Here is a 314-nt window from a genome sequence, read left to right as displayed (position 1 = left end):
CCCCCCCCCCCCCCCCCCCCCCCCCCCCCCCCCCCCCCCCCCCCCCCCCCCCCCCCCCCCCCCCCCCCCCCCCCCCCCCCCCCCCCCCCCCCCCCCCCCCCCCCCCCCCCCTTTTAATGATACGGCGCCCACCGAGATCTACACTGTTGTTCGTTCGTCGGCAGCGTCAGATGTGTATAAGAGACAGATGGTGGAGCGCTCACCGGTGGCGGCGGCCTTGCTGTTTGATGCCCTGGAACGGGCGGCGCGCGCAGCCGATACCGCCGCCATTGCGGCGCGCATGCAGCTGGTACATGCCAACTCGGCAGACTGGC

Annotated in this window: 1 protein-coding gene; it reads left to right on the top strand. The window is 75.2% G+C overall.

Annotated features, from left to right (window positions below; translation table 11 throughout):
• A partial coding sequence (locus JHD64_RS21465; RefSeq protein ID WP_199055706.1) for a class I SAM-dependent methyltransferase occupies window positions 1-314 on the top strand: 314 nt, incomplete at both ends.

Origin of the sequence: Aquitalea sp. ASV15 (assembly GCF_016429115.1) — a bacterium.
GTDB classification, from domain to species: Bacteria; Pseudomonadota; Gammaproteobacteria; order Burkholderiales; family Chromobacteriaceae; genus Aquitalea; species Aquitalea magnusonii.
The sequence above is the reverse complement of the archived record's forward strand: the minus strand, read 5'-3'. Positions and strand labels throughout refer to the sequence as shown.